The following is a 17,462-nucleotide window of genomic DNA, read 5'->3' as shown; positions in this document are numbered from 1 at the left end:
ACTGCTAATCATACTATTTACTGAATTATATTAATCGTTAAAAGCTTAAATAACATTTGCGCCTAAAGTTTGTGCAATATTCCATAATGCACTGATTGCAGGGTCGTTAAGCTCTTTTTTTAGCACCGCCAAACCAATATCAAACCCTTCTGGCTGGTGATTTTCACTGGGCAGTACGTGTACCTTGTCTTGTAGCGGACTATTATCTAGCACTATTTTGGGAACCATGGCGACACCTAATCCTAGGCTCACCATAGACACCATTGCTTCGTGCCCTGCTACTTGTGCATAAATTTTTCCATGCACATTATTTTTCCGCCACCACTGCTCTAACCGCTGCCTAGAAAAACCTTGCTCAGGTACAATAAACTCCAGTTCTGACCAATCGATATGTGGGGCGTTTTTCGCTATTTTTTCGCTGATCGGGCATTGAATTTTAGGGCCAATAAGAACCAGTGGAGAGTGGCCTATATTAACAAAAGCAATTTGGGCAGGCAGTTTACTTGGCCGTGCAGCAATAGCCATTGATTCATGGGCATCCAGTACTCGGTTTATTGCCAACGCCGGATCGCCGGTATTTAGCGTTATTTCTATATGCTGATGCTGCGCGCGGAGTTGTTCTAATATTTGATGCAAAAAACTATACGAGGCGGTAACTGAGCAATAAATACTCACATTACCGTAAATATGCTGGGTTGGGTCTTTCACATTCGCTTTAAAGCGCTGCCAATTAGCCAGTGTAGAGGTGGCGTAATCAATAAACGACTCCCCTTCTTTAGTTAATTTTACACTTCGGTTATCGCGTATAAATAAAGCAACGCCGACCTCATCTTCAAGCTGCTTAATATTGCGACTTAATGTAGGTGCACTTATATGGCACAGCTCGCTCGCACGGGCAAAATGGAGCGTTTTAGCTAACGCTAAAAAGTAATTTAAATGCTTATGATCCATTACACGCCTCTACGTTTCATTTTTTGAAATACTTTAGTGCAAATATATCATTTTACGCAAGCAAAGTTTTTTTTTATGGTGTGTTTAAGCAAAGCAAATACGCTTTGCATCTAACAAACACGAATTATAGGACACTAACATGGCGAATTATTTTAATACCTTACCTTTACGCGAGCAGTTAGCTCAATTAGCGCAATGTGAATTTATGGACCCAAGTGAATTTACCGATGGTGTTGATGCACTTAAAGGTAAAAAGCTGGTTATTGTTGGCTGTGGCGCACAAGGTCTTAACCAAGGTTTAAACTTACGTGACTCAGGCCTAGATGTATCATACACGTTACGTCAATCAGCAATTGATGAGCGTCGTCAGTCATACCTAAATGCATCTGAAAACGGTTTTACTGTAGGCACGTACGAAGAGCTAATTCCGAGCGCTGACGTAGTATTAAACCTAACACCTGATAAGCAACATACGGCCGTTGTAACTGCCATTATGCCTTTAATGAAACAAGGCTCTACACTTGCTTACTCGCACGGGTTTAATATTGTTGAAGAAGGCATGCAAATTCGTAAAGACATTACGGTAATCATGGTTGCTCCTAAGTGTCCTGGCTCTGAAGTTCGCGAAGAATACAAACGCGGCTTTGGTGTACCTACTCTTATTGCTGTTCACCCAGAAAACGACCCACAAGGTCACGGTTTAGCACAAGCTAAAGCCTACGCTGCGGGTACCGGTGGTCATCGTGCCGGTGTACTTAAGTCATCATTTATCGCTGAAGTTAAATCAGACTTAATGGGCGAGCAAACAATTCTTTGTGGCATGTTACAAACCGGTTCAATTTTATGTTTTGATAAAATGATTGAAAAAGGCATTGATGCGGGTTACGCATCAAAACTAATTCAATACGGCTGGGAAGTAATTACCGAAGCCCTTAAATACGGCGGCGTTACTAACATGCTTGACCGTTTATCAAACCCTGCAAAAGTAAAAGCGTTTGAACTAAGCGAAGAACTTAAAGTTATTATGCGTCCGCTTTATAACAAGCACCAAGATGACATTATCGACGGTACTTTCTCACGCGTAATGATGGAAGATTGGGCAAACGACGATGCAAACTTACTAAAATGGCGTGCAGAAACTGCCGAAACTAACTTTGAAAAAACCCCTGCTGGTGATGTAGAAATCTCTGAGCAAGAGTTTTTCGATAACGGTATTTTAATGGTTGCTATGGTTAAAGCGGGCGTTGAGCTTGCATTTGAAACCATGACTGCAGCGGGCATTATTGACGAGTCGGCTTATTATGAGTCTTTACACGAAACACCGTTAATTGCCAACACAATAGCACGTAAAAAGTTATTCGAAATGAACCGTACTATTTCTGATACTGCAGAATACGGCTGTTACTTATACAACCATGCGTGTTTACCATTATTGGCCGATTTTATGAAAAACATCGACACCGATGTTATTGGTAAAGGCTTAAATGAGCAAAGTAACCAAGTAGATAACCAAACATTGATTCAAATTAACACTGCACTACGTGAGCACCCTGTTGAAATTGTTGGCGCTAGACTACGCGGCTACATGTCAGCTATGAAGAAAATTGTATAACTAGTTTCGCTTGTTAGAAACCAAGCCCACATGCATACGCTGTGGGCTTTTTCGTGCTAGTAATAATAAAAAGCGAGTATACCCTTTTAGATATATTGCAATAATTAGCGCTTAATTAATAATGTGCTAACATGGCTATCTACCTAGTTGTAAAGTTAAATAATATGACGATAAAAAACCTAACTATCACTCAAAAAATCACCATTTTAGGCAGTACCATTGCAATCTGTGTCGCTGCATTAATTGGTTTAACGTCTTTATATAGCTCTGAAGATATTATAGAACGACGTATGATTGAATCTGAGCTACCCAGCAAATTACACAGTATTAGTAATCAAATTGGTGGCGAAATAAACGAACTACTAGGTGCTGCTCAGCAACTATCATCAAATGAATTTATCTTAGAGTGGGCGCGCTCAAATAACCAAGACGACACACTACTGCTTAAAGAATTAAACCGCGTAGCAAAGCAGTTTGATTTAGCAACGGCGTCGTGGGCTAACCGTGATACAGCACAATATTGGAACCAACACGGATTTTTACGCGTGCTTAAAAACGACGCGGCTGATGGGTGGTTTTTTGGCTTTACCAACTCAAATAATCCGTACTCAATCAGTATTTATCAAGAATCCCCGACTGATGTAAAAATGTTTGTAAATCATCAACAAACAAATGGGCTTGGATTAGCGGGGCTTGCAAAAAGCATCACCGACATGCAAAAGCTATTACAACAATTTAAAATTGAGCAAACAGGCTTTGTATTTATAGCAGATAAAAGCGGCTTAATTCAGTTACATAAAGATGCAAATAAAGTGGCTAAAGTAAACATAGACACACTTTATGGCAGTAATGTTCATAGTACTTTGTATAACCCTTCAGGTTTTGCAATTACAGAATTATCACTTAATAACGAAGCCACATTTTTAGCAGCCATGCCGATAGCTAATACCGACTTATACGTATTAGCCCAAGTACCTAAAAGTGAGGTGTTTGCGACTGTAGGTACATTGGAGTGGCAAATATTTACCTTTACGCTAGTGATAGCCCTCGTTGCTAGCATGCTAAGTTACTTGTTAGCACGTTCTTTAGCGTCACCGCTTTCGGATATGGCCGAGCTGTTCTCACGTTTAGGGTCAGGCGATGCTAATTTAGCGTACCGTTTGCCAGAGTCTAATCAGCCAGAGCTAAACAATTTAAGCCATGGCTTTAACCAATTTATTCATAAAATTGAAACTGCCATCAAGCAAGTCGCCAACGAAAGTACAGAAATACGCCAAAGTTCTAATCATGTATTTGAACAAGCAAAAAACAACTCGCAGTCTATTGATAATCAAAAAGAGCAAACCATTTCGGTTGCTGCAGCCATTAACGAAATGGGCGCAACTGTACAAGAAATAGCACAAAGTGCGGCTAATGCAGCTAAGTTAACGCAAAGCAGTCAAGAAAACACCAGCCAAAGCCATCAGCAAGTACTGCAAAGCCAAGCTACAATTTCAGCGCTTGCCACTGACATTGACGGCATTACCGAGCAAGTAACACTGCTTTCTAAAAAAACAATTGATATAGCGAGTATTGTTGACTCTATTCGCGGCATTTCAGAGCAAACTAATTTACTAGCCTTAAACGCAGCCATCGAATCGGCTCGGGCTGGTGAGCATGGTAGAGGCTTTGCAGTGGTGGCCGATGAAGTACGCGCGCTTGCTAATCGTACCTCGCAATCAACCACCGAAATTCAGTCAATGATTGAAGAGCTAACCACTATTTCTGAAGATGTAGTAAACGATATTAGTCAATCTAAGCAAAAAGCCCAACAAAGCGTAGGCGCAATGCAAAGCTCTGTTGAATTACTTGATGCGATAAGCGAAACAGCAAATCAAATAAACGACATGGCTACCTTAATTGCCACCGCAACTGAGCAGCAAAGTAACGTGGTTGCTGATGTAGGACGTAATATTGAGCAAATAAGTGAAATTAGTGACCGTGCTATGAATGAGCAAATAAACACCGAGCAAGCAATTCGCGATTTAGCAAATAGCGCTCAAGCGCTTGATGCACTCGTAGCCACCTTTGAAAAACACCACTAAACACGTTTTGTAACACTTTAATAAACCACCTGCGCATATTGCATCTACACTTATAGATGTAATATGTTGGAGGTGGTTTATGAACATATCTTGTTTTAACGCATTATTACTAAGTAGTTGCTTATATTTAAGCGCATGTAATACTACGGTGCGTGAACCACCGCCGCTTGCCCTAGCAAACCATCCAACATTTAACCGTATTAACGTCGAAACCGAGCAAGACATATTTAAGCTCGACAAAACAATCACTTCCCAACTTGATGCCCACTTAACCAGTAAGCGCAGCGCGCATTACTTAGCGAACAGTATTTTAAGTTTTTTATTAAAAAACGGCGATAACTCATTAACCTATCAAAGTGGCGCCACATTGAGTGCATCGCAAACCTACGCTAATTTAAATGCTAATTGCCTGTCGTTATCGATATTAGCGTATAGCTTAGCCGATTATTTAGGTATAAAAGCGCGCTTTCAAAAGGTTCATATTCCTGAATATTGGGCAATGAATAAAGGGGTTAATTTACTGACAGGGCATATTAATTTATCAATTGACAATGCGCTTATGCAAACAATACCAGCCACAATGGTTTATCAACGTGATAAACAGTTAACCATAGACTTCGACCCGAATATAAGAAAACAACGCTTTAAAACCAGCCCAATAAGCAAAGAGTTTGTTACGGCTATGTTTTATAACAATAAAGGCGCTCAAGCTTTAGTAAATAAAAATTATAATTTAGCTTATAGCTACTTTAGTGCCGCCGTTGAAGCCGCCCCATTATACAGTGGTGGCTGGGGAAATTTAGGTATTGTATTTAGGCAGCTTAATTATTTAAAAGAAGCTGAACAGGCATATAACTATGCATTATTGCTTGATAAAAATAACCATACTGCCATAGGTAATCTCGCTGTGCTGTACACCTTAAGTAACCGCGCTAAACAAGGTCAGCAAATGCTAAAACAGCTCAATAAAAAGCGCCAAGCTAACCCGTATTACCATATATCATTGGGTAATAGTGAACTGGTACTTAAAAATTACTCTCAAGCGATTAAGCATTTTAAAAGCGCTTATAAAATTGACGCTAAGTTACACGAAAGCCACTTTGGCCTTGCGCGAGCATATTATTTTACCGGCAATATAAAGCAGGCAACACATTATATGCGTTTAGCGGGTATAAACGCCGAATTTAACTATGACAAAGCCCGCTATCGTAATAAATTAAAAGCATTAAAAAATGCCACAGCTTCACTTAGTCACTAGCTGTTGTACGTAGTGCTCTTTTTGGGCCCTACTTAATTTTTTAATTTGCCACTCTAACTTGCTGGCTTCGCTTTTTGAGCCCACCTTTTGTTGATGAATTAAAACTAAAGGGCCTTTGCCTTTTAAGTTTTTTGCGCCTTTACCCGCTTGATGCGTGGCTAAGCGCTTATCAACATTGGTTGTTATACCTGTATACCAGTGGCCTAAACGCGTTTGCACTATATACAAATACCACGTTGAGGGTACTTTGTGTGCTTTGCTTATATTTATACTTAAACTTTTTTGTGTGTTTGTGGTCAAAACGTTGCCCTAACCCTCGTAACTAAAAACAATTTCTTAAAAGGGTTTTACCTTCAGTGACTAATCGGTATCATGCAGATTATAAAAAATAAGGATCACAACTAACAATGCAGTCGTTAAAAACTTTTTCTCTTTGGCTTATCGTTGCTCTCACATTCAGCTCTTTAGCAGGTTGTTCTAGCTGGGTATATAGAATCAATATCCCACAGGGTAACTTTTTAGAGCAATCAGATGTAGATAAGCTTCGTGTAAACATGACACGAGAGCAAGTTATTTATGTATTAGGTCGTCCAATAGCAGAAGATGCGTTTGATAATAGTACCTGGCGTTATGTGTACAGCTTTAACAAAGGCCGCGATAATGAGCAGCATAAAGAGTTGCTGGTTAAATTTGAAAATGATCAACTAGTTGCTGTTTCGGGTGATTATGATCAACCAGAAAACTTTGATACTCCGCTAGAGCAGTAAACGCTTTAGTTATTAAAAAAAAGGTGAGCATAGCTCACCTTTTTTATTTACTACATTAATGACCTTTATAAAGGACGCCCACCGGTAACTTTATTTGCTCGACCTTCCTCTTTTGCTTTTTCAGCACGCTTTCTTCGAGCATCTTTAGGGTCTGCAATTAGTGGACGATAAATTTCTATTCTGTCGCCATCTTTTAATTCGTAATGCGCTTTTACTGTTCTATTCCATACACCTAAAGTAAGCGCAGTTGGGTCTATTTCAGGGCATTTTTCAATGATCCCAGATTGAATAACAGCTTGTTCGGCTGTGGTTCCTTGCGCTACTTCCACTGTTAATGTGGTCGCTTTAGTCGGTAATGCAAAAACTATCTCAACGCTAATCATTATCTTGCTCCGTATACATCTTTTGCACGTTGCGTGAATGCGCTAACCATATTTTTAGCTACATCATTAAATATTTTACCAAACGCCAATTCTATAAGCTTGCTAGAGAATTCAAATTCAAGCTTAAGCTCAACTTTACAGGCTTTTTTATCTAACGCTTGAAAATGCCAACGCCCTTTAAGAGTTTTAAATGGGCCATCAACCAGCCTTAATTGCACGGTTTGCTCGTCAATAAAGGTGTTTTCAGTGGTAAACCACTTTTTTATACCCGCCTTGGATATTTCTAAACTCGCGGTCATGTTATTATTGTGCTGCGAAACGATTTTAGAGTCTGAGCAATTAGGTAAAAACTGCGGATAAGCTTCTACATCATTAACTAGGTCAAACATCTCTTTAGTGCTGTACATAACCAGCGCACTTTTTTCTATTTGTGGCATACTCACTCCCAACTGTGTGGGCGAATTTTAGCAAGCTTTGCGCGTTTCCCCAAATTTTCATGGTCTTAAGTTCACCAGATTATTTTAAAGGCACATATAAAAAATCGATGTAAAACATCTCTTAATACGTATATTATAGGGCACTATGGCTAAGAACAAATCATCAAAATCGAACAGTAATACCATCGCGCTTAACAAAAAAGCGCGTCATGAGTATTTTTTACACGACAAGTTTGAAGCAGGTGTTGAACTACAGGGCTGGGAAGTAAAAAGTATCCGAGCTGGTAAGGTAAACATCTCAGAAACTTATATTCATCTTAAAAATGGCGAAGCTTTTTTATTAGGCAGTCAAATTCAGCCTTTAAATAGCGCCTCGACTCATGTTATTTGCGATCCAATGCGATACCGTAAACTGTTATTAAGCCGCAAAGAGCTTGATAGATTAGTCGGTGCCACTGAACGAGATGGCTACTCACTTGTTGCCACTGCCATGTATTGGAAAAAATGTTGGGTGAAACTTGAATTTCACTTAGCAAAAGGTAAAAAAATGCATGACAAACGTGAAGACGGCAAAAATAAAGATTGGTCGCGTGAGAAAGAACGCCTCATGAAACATAAAGTATAAACACAACGCCTAATTTATTTAGGCGTTTTTTTAATTTCTCACCGGTTAAATTTAAAACAACCTGATCAAATTCCCCTCAGTTTTATTTAATTAATCCCTGTGCATGATATAAATAAATTATTACACTTTATTTATTTTTTTAATTTCTTTAGATGCCTACCCATTTTAGTGCGCAAATTTTATGGTACAAAGCGAGTAATTTAGCCTTGCCTATCCTTTTTCGTTGTTTCTATTATTGAATATTTTTCCCTCAATACTCTACAAAAACTCATACTAAAATCGCAAAGGGTGTAGATTGATAACACTTAAGTTACATGATATTAATGTCAGCGCTTGTTAAGCAACTAAATTTATAACATATCAACAAGGACTTAAGGATGAAGCAATCAATTGCATTTACACCTAGCATAATTGCAGGTGCTACAATCGCACTTTCAGCAGGGTTTACAACAACAGCTTATGCTGCCGAAGAAGCAAAAAAAGTAGAACGCATTGAAGTAACAGGTTCGCGCATTAAACGCACCGATATCGAAGGGCCTTCGCCAGTACAATCTATTGGCAGAGCAGATATCGAAAACATGGGTTACGATAACCTTCAACAACTCCTCGAAAGAATGCCTGTGGCAGGCAGCGGTACTTTCTCAACACGCGGCAACAACCAAGATTCAACTGCAAATGGATCTGCCGCGGTCAGCCTACGTGGTTTAGGTGCTGATGCTACATTGGTGCTAATCAACGGCCGCCGTGTGGCTATTAGTGCCTTTGCCGAAGGTATAACAAACTCATTTGTCGATATTAATAGTATTCCGGTATCGGCAATTGAACGCATTGATATTTTAAAAGATGGCGCATCAGCAATTTATGGCTCTGATGCAGTAGCGGGCGTAGTCAACGTTATTTTGAAAAAAGACATAGATGGCGTTGAACTAAACTTAGGCTACGGTGGTACCGATGGCCCTAATTACGAAGAAACAACAGCAAGTTTAGTATGGGGTACAACTAGCGAAAAAAGCAGCGCCTCAATTATTATTGATTACTTTAAAAACACCTCGCTTTCGTCAGATGAAATGGGCAGCTTAGGCACCGCTAATCAATCGCCTTATGGCGGCGAAGACTTTCGCTCTTCTCGTGGCTTCCCAGGCTACTTTTATGTTGATGGTGTAAAAACAATTGACCCAGATTGCCCTGCTGAAAACGCCACATCAAGCGGCAGTTGTTTATTTGATTACGGCCCATTTGGCTACATCGCCCCTGAGTCTGAGCGCGTAGGAGCTATTTCTCAATTTGAATACAATTTTGATAATGGTATTACCGGCTTTTTAGAAATGGCAGTGCAGCATAATACCTCAGTTGCAGCCGGTGCCCCTACCCCACTTGATGAAGATGCAGGTTTAACAGTACCTGCTAGCCACCCTAACAACCCGTTTGGTGAAAATATTCAAATTGGCCGTTACCGTACGGTTGATGCGGGCGCTCGCCAATGGGATATTGAATCAGACACGCTTCGCTTTGTAGCTGGCCTAAGAGGCGAAATTAAGGAATGGAGCTGGGAAGCTGCGGTTCAAAAAGGCCGTAGTAAATCACTTCAAACAGGCGATCGCTCGCAAGGTTGGGTTCGCACCGACTTTTTACAACAAGAGATTGATGCCGGTAACTATAACCCATTTGGTGGCACCTATAACAGCCCAGAAGTTATTGACAGAATTACCACAAGCTTAGTTCGCCGCGGTGAGTCTCATATGACCTCATTCGACGCTAACATCTCTGGTGAAGCATTCAGCTTTGGTGATGATGTGGTTATGATGGCCGCGGGTATTGAATACCGTGAAGAAGATGTAACCGATACACCGGATGACCAATTTCAGCGCGGTTTAATTTTTGGTACTGAGTCTGTGTCTGCTGCAGCAGAGCGCGACCAATACGCAGCCTATGTGGAATTTTCAATCCCACTTGCTGAAAACCTAGAGCTACAACTCGCTGGCCGTTACGATGATTACAGCGACTTTGGTAATACAACAAACCCTAAAGTAGCTTTACGTTGGGCACCTACCGACGAAATAACCATTCGTGGTTCGTGGGCACAAGGGTTTAGAGCGCCATCGCTTGCACAAGTAGGTTTAGGTCCATCACAAGAAAGTCAGTTTTTTGTAGATACTTATCGCTGTGAAGCAACTGGCCTTGATTGTGACGCGCTAGATTACAACATTGAATTTGCTGGTAACCCTGACTTAGAAGCCGAAGAGTCAGAATCATGGAACGTTGGCTTTATTTGGGCACCTTCTGCTGAGTTTGGTTTAAGCGTAGATGTGTGGAGTATTACCCAAGATAATAAAATTGATGAACAAGAATTTGGCCCAATTTATAACTCTGAGTGTAATAACCAAGATAGCACGGTGTGTGTACGCTTAGCACCTAGTGGTGGTAATAGCTTAGGCACCATTCAAAAAATATACAGCACCTTTGAAAACGTCTCTTCGCAAGAAGTGTCAGGTGTTGATTTATCAGCAAATTACAACCATTCGCTGGATGATTTAGGCTTACTTAAATTTAACTTAGAATGGGCGTACCAAAACAAGTTTGAAAAAGACGGCCGCGATTACACGGGTGAATACAATTACCCAGAACACCGCTGGATTTTCTCTACTAACTGGGAAATTGGCCAATTTAATACCAACGTAAATATTAGCTACGTAGGCGAGTTTGAAGATACCCCAGATATAGACTTTGACGGTAATTTAGACTTTGATAGCAATACATCGCGTATGGTTGACTCGCAAGCACTGGTAGATTTACAAACATCTTACCGTGTAAGTGATGCAACTAAAGTGTCGCTTGGTGTAAATAACATATTTGACGAAGAGCCACCATTTGCCATTGGTGATGGCGATGCCGACCTTTACGGGTATGCATCGGGCGTACACAACCCACGAGGTCGTTACTTCTACACTAAAGTAACCTTCTCGTTTTAATTTAATATAGCCCATTATTAAATGGGCTATATTAAAAACAAAAAAACCGCCATATGGCGGTTTTTTATTAAAACGTAGGGGCTAAATTATAGCTCGCCTTCGTTTTCCGATAGGAACTTAGCAACACCTTCAGGGCTTGCGTCCATACCTTTTTTACCTTCTTCCCAACCAGCAGGACATACTTCGCCGTTTTCGCTGTGAAATGCTAGCGCGTCAACCATGCGGATCATTTCGTCGATGTTACGACCAAGTGGTAAGTCGTTTACTACTTGGTGACGTACGTTACCTTCTTCATCGATTAGGAAAGAGCCACGAAATGCAACGCCCGCTTCAGGGTGCTCAACGTCGTATGCTTTACAAATTTCGTGCTTAACGTCTGCAACTAGTGCGTATTGAACTTTACCAATACCGCCGTCTGCTACAGCAGTGTTACGCCATGCGTTGTGTGAGAATTGTGAATCGATAGAAACACCAATTACTTCTACGCCACGCTTTTGGAATTCTTCATAACGCTTATCAAATGCGATAAGTTCTGAAGGACATACAAACGTGAAATCTAGTGGGTAAAAGAAGATTACTGCTTTTTTACCTTTAATTGTTTCATGAAGGTTATAGCTATCTACAATTTCACCATTACCTAGTACAGCTGCAGCGGTAAAGTCTGGTGCCTGGCGGCCTACTAATACACCCATTTTATTCTCCAAATATTTTGAGTTTGTTGTCGATTGCATACGCAATGCTGATACTTATATGGGCGCTAAAAATTAAAAAACAATAGCGCCAACACATAATTACGTGGCATTTTAAATTTAATAAGGAAAAAAGAACAATCGTATTTAGCGATGTGCACAATCGAAAATACCGAACAGATATTAAAACTTTATTACGACTATAAAAAAACCTGCATTTGCAGGTTTTAAAAATGGGTTAATCCATGATATCGGAAGGCATATCGCCTTTAATATTTTGCCAGATTTCACCGGTTTGATGGCCAAACTTACGCATCATTGAAATCGCGCCATCATGCTCACGGTTTTCAGCCAATACTGTTAGATCTTTATAAAATTGACGTGCTAACTGGCGAGTGCCTGCGTCTGAGAAATAATGACAACCAATTTTAAAGTAAAACCCTCTAAAACCGTTAAGTATAAGTACGTATATGCGGTTATTACCAGCGACAGCTAATTCGTGGTGTACTTTGTAATCGTAATCTGCAAAAGCTTGCGCAGTGTCTTCAAGTTCATCGCTTTTTGATAAAATTTCAATAACACGCTCAGGGTTAAGCTTTATCGCTGCACGGGTATAAATAGCACTAATATTAGTACGTGCAGATAATAACTGATCGGTCAACTCTGGCATTTTGTCTTCATCTAAGCGCGCCAGCGTTTCGAGTATGTTTAAACCCGATGTTTCCCAGAAGTTATTCACTCTGGTTGGCTTGCCGTGCTGAATAGTTAGCCAGCCATCGCGTGCTAAACGTTGCAGTACTTCACGTAAGGTTGTTCTGGTTACACCAATTAACTCAGAAAGCTCACGCTCTGCAGGTAGAATTGAACCTGGAGGGAAATCGCCGTTCCAGATAGATTCAACTATATACTCTTCAGCAAACCCTGCTGGGCTTTTAGCTTTAAAAATTCTCATTCAATTCCCACTCGAATTAATCACAACTCATCGTTTTATACGAATAACTGACAGATTGTACCAGATGAAATATAACTAACAAGTAAACTCGTTGATATAAGTGCCAACCAACTGCTGAAAATTTCGCAATAGTAAATAATAAAATTCAACATGCTTAAATTAGGCCTAATTCGCTAAATAAATTAACCCTATTCATAGTAGGTACATTAATACCATTGCTGTTTTTGCTTCACCATTACATTACTACAATAATTCCCGTGTGCGGCAGCAAGTACATTCAAAATATTGCATACAGCAGAGCCTATTAACTGTAACGTTTAATCAAGTCTTTTTAGCGTACCAATCTTATATTACATGTTTACTTAGCAAAAAAGCTTAACCTTTCCCTAAATAGGATTGGCCATAACCGCTTATTAATTTCATCTTAAAAAAAGCCACTTCGGTAGCTTTTTTACCCTTTTTGTTGCTCGTTACTTTATCCTAGTACATAATTCAACGTCTTATTTCAATGCGGATTTTTTATGAACTGGCTAGCACAACTCCCTACTCAACGTACTCCATGGCTACTATTTACAGGCATTGTATTTTTATTAGAAGTCACCGCACTGTTTTTTCAATACCAGATGGGCCTTGCTCCATGCATTATGTGTATTTACCAGCGAACTGCGGTATTAGGCTTATTAGGGGCAGGCATTATTGGCGCAACTAAACCACAAAGTAAATTAGTACGCGCTATCGCTTATTTAGTGTGGGGTGTATCAAGTGTGTGGGGTTACTTTATTGCACGTGAGCACATTGAAATGCAAACAACCACCGATCCCTTTGCGTTTAGCTGTGAGTTTGAGCCAAACTTTCCTTCATTTATGCCATTGCATGAATGGATCCCAAGCTTTTTTCAAGCCACAGGGGATTGCGGTAATATCGATTGGCAATTTGCGGGATTAAGTATGCCAGCATGGATGGAAATACTATTTGCGTTATTTACTATCACGCTTTTTGTACTTGTTACCACTCGCTTACTTACTAAAAAGACTATTTAATATGTTTACGTTTTTTACCAGTCAGCTGCCTGAACTAAAGCACCTTAAAGTGAGGCAGCGACAAGCCGTTGTTGCTATTGCGCTAAGTATGCTACCTGCCACCGATAGAGTGTTATTAAGAATAGTAAAGCTGATATTGCTCAGCCCATTGTTTTTGTTATTTACTGTTTTTAAAGGGTGGGAACTCATTCCCTTTTTAATTTTAGGTGGCCTGTTTTACCCGCTTTTAACCACCCCGATTGAAATAAACTTCGCTAAAAAATATTTAGCCAAAGCACTTGAGCAGTATTCACAGGGCGCTTAGCGCCCTGCCTATTATAAAGACACTTTTCCTTCTAGTTTAGCTACAAGCTTTTTACCTATTCCTTTTACGTTAGTTAAATCGCTCAGCTGGGAAAATTCACCATTTTCAACCCTGTAATCAACAATAGCCTGCGCTTTTTTCTTACCTATACCAGGCAACTTGGCCAGCATTTCTGAGTCGGCACTATTAATATTAATAACTGGCGCTTGCGGCATTTCAACCATAGGCTTATCTTCAACAGGGTTAGCGTGGGTAAACGCGCTAAAGCTTAAAAAGCTAATAATAAGTAGCGTTAATAGATTTTTCATTTGTTATTCCTTATTTTTGTTTATACCAAAGCGTTATAGTTAAACGGCTAATTTGGCTTTAAACATGTGCTTAATTTTTATTTGAGGAAATAATGTTAAATAAGGAGCAACGCGCATCACTTATATTATTTCCAGTGCATAATCACCTAAATCCGAAAACCTAAAATGCAGCTGGTACAACAAGTGATTGCTTAACTAAAGTAAAGTTACGCTTTTTTGTCAAATTGATGACAAGCTAAAAATGCACCGAATGCTTGCAATTTTACATACAAACATTTACTGTATATAAAAACAGTGACCTATGGGTCACTAACCACATTACCACGCAATCAAGCAGGAGAGATCATGGCTGTTGTTGTTAAATATGTTGTAGAACGAAACGGAGTTGAGCGAATGACGTTTACTACTAAAAAAGAAGCGGATGCCTATGACAAAATGCTCGATATAGCAGAATCGCTTGAAGTAATGCTGGAAAAAGTAGATGTGCCACTGAGCGAGCAACAGGTTGAATCGCTTGCGCTTGAAATTGCAAAGAGTAAAGATGACTTCATGGCGGTGTTAAAAGGCGCAAAAGAGCCCACAACAAAAAGTACAGCTAAAGCTAAAAAAGCCGACAACGTAGCATCAATAAAAGATAACGATGAGCAACAAGCTAGCTAATTTGTGACTATTTTAAATAAAGGGCTGCTACTAAATAGCAACCCTTTTTTATTAATTTTGAACAGTTACAAATTTTTTCTGGCTTTTTAGACTGAAATTGATACATTAATCCGGTTAATAGCGAGTGTTTATGTGCCATGTCAGTATTTATTAAGTCTTTTTACCAAAAATTTTTCCCAGCCCGTCAGTTGCTTATTCGTCAAAATGGCGAAGTTAAGCATGTTGTTTTGGCGCCTTGGTTTCAGCTTTTTACAGTACTGCTTATTTTAGGCACTATTACTTGGGTCGGTATTTCTAGTTTTCGTGTTTATAGCCAAACAAATAAAATTACCGACATAGAACAAAGCCAAATTGATAAACAACAAGTGTGGCAAAAGCAGGTCCAAGAACAAAAAGCACTGCACGCTAAGCAATTAGAACAACTTGCTGTACTAGAGCAAAAGCAGGCACTTTTGCAAGGTATGATTGAATCCCTCCCCGCATCTATTAGTAAAGAGACAATAAAACTAGAAGAACAACTTGAATCGCCTGTTAATCAAGACAAAGGCGAGTTTCATGAACCACTTGTAGATGAAGAGCCGAAAAACAAACACGCCAGCCTTCTAACGCCAATCACTTTTGCCGCACGTTATGAGCGCTTAAATAAATACTACGAGCACAATTTTGCGCTTATTGATGCGCAAATTAATAAACGCCATGATGCAATTTTAGCGATGTTAAAAGGCGCAGGCTTAGAATCAGCCCTTGAACAACATTTAGCACTGGGCGCACAAACCAGTGCGCAAGGTGGCCCGTTAGATGTATTTGACGAAACTAAAATACCAGGGCAGTTTTTAGCCATTGTTGATAAGCTATTATTACTTAACAACCTTGAAAACTTTTTAACAGAGCTGCCTAACTCACTGCCCTTGCCTGCGGCTAAATACTATATTTCGAGCAACTTTGGGTTACGTAAAGATCCGATGAACAACCGCCGCGCTTTTCACAAAGGTGTTGATTTAGCCGGCTGGCATAAAACCGAAATTTTTGCCCCTGCTGATGCACGTGTATTGCGCGCTGGTAAAAATGGCGGCTATGGTAACTTTATCGAGCTAGAGCACAAAAATGGCTTGGTCACCCGTTTTGGCCACTTAAATAAAATTAAAGTGAAAAAAGGCCAAACAATTGCTAAAAATGAGGTAATTGGATTAATGGGCAGTACTGGCAGAAGTACCAGCACCCACTTACACTATGAAGTGTTACTCGATGGCAAACATGTCAATCCTCTAAAAATAACAAAGGCGCTTTCTCGTGTTCGGTAAAAAAAAGCAACCAAGTAGTCAAACTACGTTAAAAAGAGTAAATCATACCCCTTCTATTATTTCTGAAGATGTGCGCTTAACTGGCACACTTACCAGCCAAGGCGAAGTGCAGCTAGATGGCCGAATTGATGGCGATATAAAGGCAGAGCACTTGGTAATTGGCTCTACCGGCATTGTTGAAGGTGTGGTTGAAGCTAAAAGTGTCATTGTAAAAGGAAAAATTATTGGCTCACTAAACGCAAGTGAAGTGAATATTCAAAGCAGCGCTCACGTACATGGCGATGTTTTTCACGACACACTAAGTATTGATGCGGGAGCCATTATTGAAGGCAGCTTAAAACAGCGCTTTGAAAAAGAAGAACCGGAACTTATTAGCGAAGATTTAAAGCCGGCTAAAGAAGTAAAAACTTTGCTTGATGATGCTGATAGCGACTTGTCGTTTGTTAATAAGCAAGCCGCTGATAAAGCCAAATCTAATTAAGCGCTCATTACTTTTTCTCGGTTATGTACATCGTAATATCTGCAGTGAACACCAGTTCATTGCGGGTATTGTAAAGCTTAACTGGCACTACTAAATCTTCTTTATCTGCCCATTGGCGAGGCAAGTCGATTTCTGCAATAGCAGTTACATCGGTATCAACCTTTGCTAAATAGTGTACCGTCATTCCTTTTGGGATCCAGCGATGCGTTTTATAAGGCACGGTGGCATCTACCATTACACCAGCACACAGCTCAGCTAAGTTACATTGTGCAATAGCATGAATAGTTCCAATATGGTTATGCACACTACGGCGGTTTTTTACGACAGCGCTACAGTGTCCTTCTCTTAAATCGAGTACGTAAGGTTTCATTGAGCCAAAATACGGGGCTTTTATGCATACCGCTTTGCTAAACAACCAATTGCCAAAAGGTAAGCGTTTAAATTTAAGCCAAGTTTTTAAAAGGGCTGATTTATTACTCATTGTTATTTCCCATTTTGTGTTTATAAATTCAAATTAACACATCAGACCAGTTAAAAAAAGCGCAATTCACCGCGCTGTTAATCCTAATGTCATGAAATATTTATCACAATAAAGCGTGGCTCACTCATAAGCCCTTTCTTTTTTATATGCGGGCACCTAA

19 protein-coding genes are annotated in these 17,462 nt (G+C 39.9%); 11 read left to right on the top strand and 8 right to left on the bottom strand.

Translation table 11 applies throughout. The features are described 5' to 3' along the window. Positions 1-45: 45 nt before the first annotated feature. On the bottom strand, positions 46-951 hold the full coding sequence (gene ilvY / locus MSC25_RS07710) for an HTH-type transcriptional activator IlvY (protein WP_138577508.1): 906 nt from the start codon (positions 949-951) through the stop codon (positions 46-48). 139 nt (positions 952-1,090) lie between these two features. Here ilvY and ilvC point away from each other — a divergent pair, with 139 nt between their 5' ends. From ilvC to MSC25_RS07695, 3 genes are all read left to right on the top strand, one after another. Next, the gene (gene ilvC, locus MSC25_RS07705; protein WP_248443067.1) at positions 1,091-2,563 is read left to right on the top strand and encodes a ketol-acid reductoisomerase; all 1,473 of its coding nucleotides are present in this window, start codon (positions 1,091-1,093) and stop codon (positions 2,561-2,563) included. A gap of 164 nt (positions 2,564-2,727) precedes the next feature. Then, positions 2,728-4,647, top strand: a complete 1,920-nt coding sequence (locus MSC25_RS07700) for a methyl-accepting chemotaxis protein (RefSeq protein WP_024031820.1) — start codon at positions 2,728-2,730, stop codon at positions 4,645-4,647. Between the two features lie 79 nt (positions 4,648-4,726). After that, on the top strand, positions 4,727-5,905 hold the full coding sequence (locus MSC25_RS07695; RefSeq protein WP_121637161.1) for a tetratricopeptide repeat protein: 1,179 nt from the start codon (positions 4,727-4,729) through the stop codon (positions 5,903-5,905). On the opposite strand, the gene MSC25_RS07690 is transcribed toward MSC25_RS07695, so the two are convergent. Then, the gene (locus MSC25_RS07690; RefSeq protein WP_248443064.1) at positions 5,891-6,205 is read right to left on the bottom strand and encodes a GIY-YIG nuclease family protein; all 315 of its coding nucleotides are present in this window, start codon (positions 6,203-6,205) and stop codon (positions 5,891-5,893) included. The two genes, MSC25_RS07695 and MSC25_RS07690, sit on opposite strands and share 15 nt — an antisense overlap. 107 nt (positions 6,206-6,312) lie before the next feature. Between MSC25_RS07690 and bamE the strand changes: the two genes are divergently transcribed. After that, positions 6,313-6,672, top strand: a complete 360-nt coding sequence (gene bamE / locus MSC25_RS07685) for an outer membrane protein assembly factor BamE (protein ID WP_004587368.1) — start codon at positions 6,313-6,315, stop codon at positions 6,670-6,672. Between the two features lie 65 nt (positions 6,673-6,737). Here the strand turns inward: bamE and MSC25_RS07680 are convergent, their stop codons facing one another. Both MSC25_RS07680 and MSC25_RS07675 read right to left on the bottom strand, forming a co-directional pair. Continuing rightward, positions 6,738-7,055: an RnfH family protein gene (locus tag MSC25_RS07680; protein WP_029773434.1), complete on the bottom strand. Its 318-nt coding sequence runs from the start codon at positions 7,053-7,055 to the stop codon at positions 6,738-6,740. Next, positions 7,055-7,492, bottom strand: a complete 438-nt coding sequence (locus tag MSC25_RS07675; protein WP_055253005.1) for a type II toxin-antitoxin system RatA family toxin — start codon at positions 7,490-7,492, stop codon at positions 7,055-7,057. The genes MSC25_RS07680 and MSC25_RS07675 overlap by 1 nt, the downstream gene beginning before the upstream one ends. Positions 7,493-7,637: 145 nt before the next feature. Here MSC25_RS07675 and smpB point away from each other — a divergent pair, with 145 nt between their 5' ends. Continuing rightward, the gene (gene smpB / locus MSC25_RS07670) at positions 7,638-8,117 is read left to right on the top strand and encodes an SsrA-binding protein SmpB (RefSeq protein WP_004587371.1); all 480 of its coding nucleotides are present in this window, start codon (positions 7,638-7,640) and stop codon (positions 8,115-8,117) included. A 377-nt stretch (positions 8,118-8,494) separates the two neighbouring features. Beyond that, positions 8,495-11,086: a TonB-dependent receptor gene (locus MSC25_RS07665; RefSeq protein WP_248443062.1), complete on the top strand. Its 2,592-nt coding sequence runs from the start codon at positions 8,495-8,497 to the stop codon at positions 11,084-11,086. Positions 11,087-11,172: 86 nt separating this feature from the next. Here MSC25_RS07665 and MSC25_RS07660 read toward each other — a convergent pair whose 3' ends face one another. Then, a complete protein-coding gene (locus tag MSC25_RS07660) occupies positions 11,173-11,778 on the bottom strand; it encodes a peroxiredoxin C (RefSeq protein ID WP_004587374.1) in 606 nt (201 codons plus the stop codon). Between the two features lie 235 nt (positions 11,779-12,013). After that, positions 12,014-12,727, bottom strand: a complete 714-nt coding sequence (gene fadR / locus MSC25_RS07655; RefSeq protein WP_004587375.1) for a fatty acid metabolism transcriptional regulator FadR — start codon at positions 12,725-12,727, stop codon at positions 12,014-12,016. A gap of 521 nt (positions 12,728-13,248) precedes the next feature. On the opposite strand from fadR, the gene dsbB reads away from it, so the two are divergent. Together dsbB and MSC25_RS07645 are read left to right on the top strand one after the other, a co-directional pair. Beyond that, a complete protein-coding gene (gene dsbB / locus MSC25_RS07650; RefSeq protein ID WP_024034224.1) occupies positions 13,249-13,767 on the top strand; it encodes a disulfide bond formation protein DsbB in 519 nt (172 codons plus the stop codon). Between the two features lies 1 nt (position 13,768). Continuing rightward, a complete protein-coding gene (locus tag MSC25_RS07645; RefSeq protein ID WP_054982151.1) occupies positions 13,769-14,071 on the top strand; it encodes a DUF6170 family protein in 303 nt (100 codons plus the stop codon). 11 nt (positions 14,072-14,082) lie between these two features. On the opposite strand, the gene MSC25_RS07640 is transcribed toward MSC25_RS07645, so the two are convergent. Next, complete coding sequence (locus MSC25_RS07640) at positions 14,083-14,379, bottom strand: ComEA family DNA-binding protein (protein ID WP_024034225.1); 297 nt, start codon at positions 14,377-14,379, stop codon at positions 14,083-14,085. Between the two features lie 345 nt (positions 14,380-14,724). Here MSC25_RS07640 and MSC25_RS07635 point away from each other — a divergent pair, with 345 nt between their 5' ends. The 3 genes from MSC25_RS07635 (at position 14,725) to MSC25_RS07625 (ending at position 16,821) form a co-directional block, all read left to right on the top strand. Further along, positions 14,725-15,039 carry a YebG family protein gene (locus MSC25_RS07635; RefSeq protein ID WP_055253001.1) on the top strand — a complete coding sequence of 105 codons (315 nt, stop codon included), beginning with the start codon at positions 14,725-14,727 and terminating at the stop codon, positions 15,037-15,039. Positions 15,040-15,176: 137 nt separating this feature from the next. Then, the gene (locus tag MSC25_RS07630) at positions 15,177-16,340 is read left to right on the top strand and encodes a M23 family metallopeptidase (protein WP_055253000.1); all 1,164 of its coding nucleotides are present in this window, start codon (positions 15,177-15,179) and stop codon (positions 16,338-16,340) included. Beyond that, positions 16,330-16,821, top strand: a complete 492-nt coding sequence (locus MSC25_RS07625) for a polymer-forming cytoskeletal protein (protein ID WP_004587381.1) — start codon at positions 16,330-16,332, stop codon at positions 16,819-16,821. The genes MSC25_RS07630 and MSC25_RS07625 overlap by 11 nt, the downstream gene beginning before the upstream one ends. A 7-nt stretch (positions 16,822-16,828) precedes the next feature. Here the strand turns inward: MSC25_RS07625 and MSC25_RS07620 are convergent, their stop codons facing one another. Further along, entirely contained in the window at positions 16,829-17,302 is a 474-nt protein-coding gene (locus MSC25_RS07620; RefSeq protein ID WP_248443060.1) for a hotdog fold domain-containing protein, read from the bottom strand. Positions 17,303-17,462: the final 160 nt, after the last annotated feature.

The organism is Pseudoalteromonas sp. 1CM17D (assembly GCF_023161805.1).
Lineage (GTDB): Bacteria > Pseudomonadota > Gammaproteobacteria > Enterobacterales > Alteromonadaceae > Pseudoalteromonas > Pseudoalteromonas atlantica.
Note: the sequence above shows the minus strand (reverse complement) of the source record. Positions and strands in the feature narration are given on the sequence as shown.